At 62.4% G+C, this 433-nt stretch carries 1 protein-coding gene; it reads left to right on the top strand.

The features are described from left to right. Positions 1–433: response regulator (locus JWG88_RS21365; RefSeq protein ID WP_205235844.1), on the top strand; the 433-nt coding region annotated here is incomplete at both ends.

Genomic DNA, 433 nt, shown 5'->3' with positions numbered 1-433 from the left:
AGCGGGGAAGAGGTGATGGAGCAACTCCGCACCGGGGCCTTTGACGTCGTGGTGCTCGACATTTCCATGCCCGATCGCAACGGCATCGACACCCTCAAGCTGGCTCGCCAGCGCCATCCGGATCTGCCGGTGCTGATCCTGTCGACCTTCCCGGAAGACCAGTACGCCATCAACCTGATCCGCGCAGGGGCATCGGGCTATCTGACAAAAGAAAGCGCGCCGGACGAGCTGGTCAAGGCCATCCGTACCGTGTCGCAAGGCCGTCGCTATGTCAGCCCGACCGTGGCCGAGCTGCTCATTGGCGGCCTGGAAAAGCCGACCGACCAGCCGCTGCACCAGACGCTGTCCAAGCGTGAGTTTCAGATCTTCTGCAAGCTGGCGCGCGGGCAATCGGTATCGATCATCGCGGAAGAGCTGTTCCTGAGCGTCAAGA

This window comes from Desulfopila inferna, from assembly GCF_016919005.1.
Lineage (GTDB): Bacteria > Desulfobacterota > Desulfobulbia > Desulfobulbales > Desulfocapsaceae > Desulfopila_A > Desulfopila_A inferna.
The sequence above is the reverse complement of the archived record's forward strand: the minus strand, read 5'-3'. Positions and strand labels throughout refer to the sequence as shown.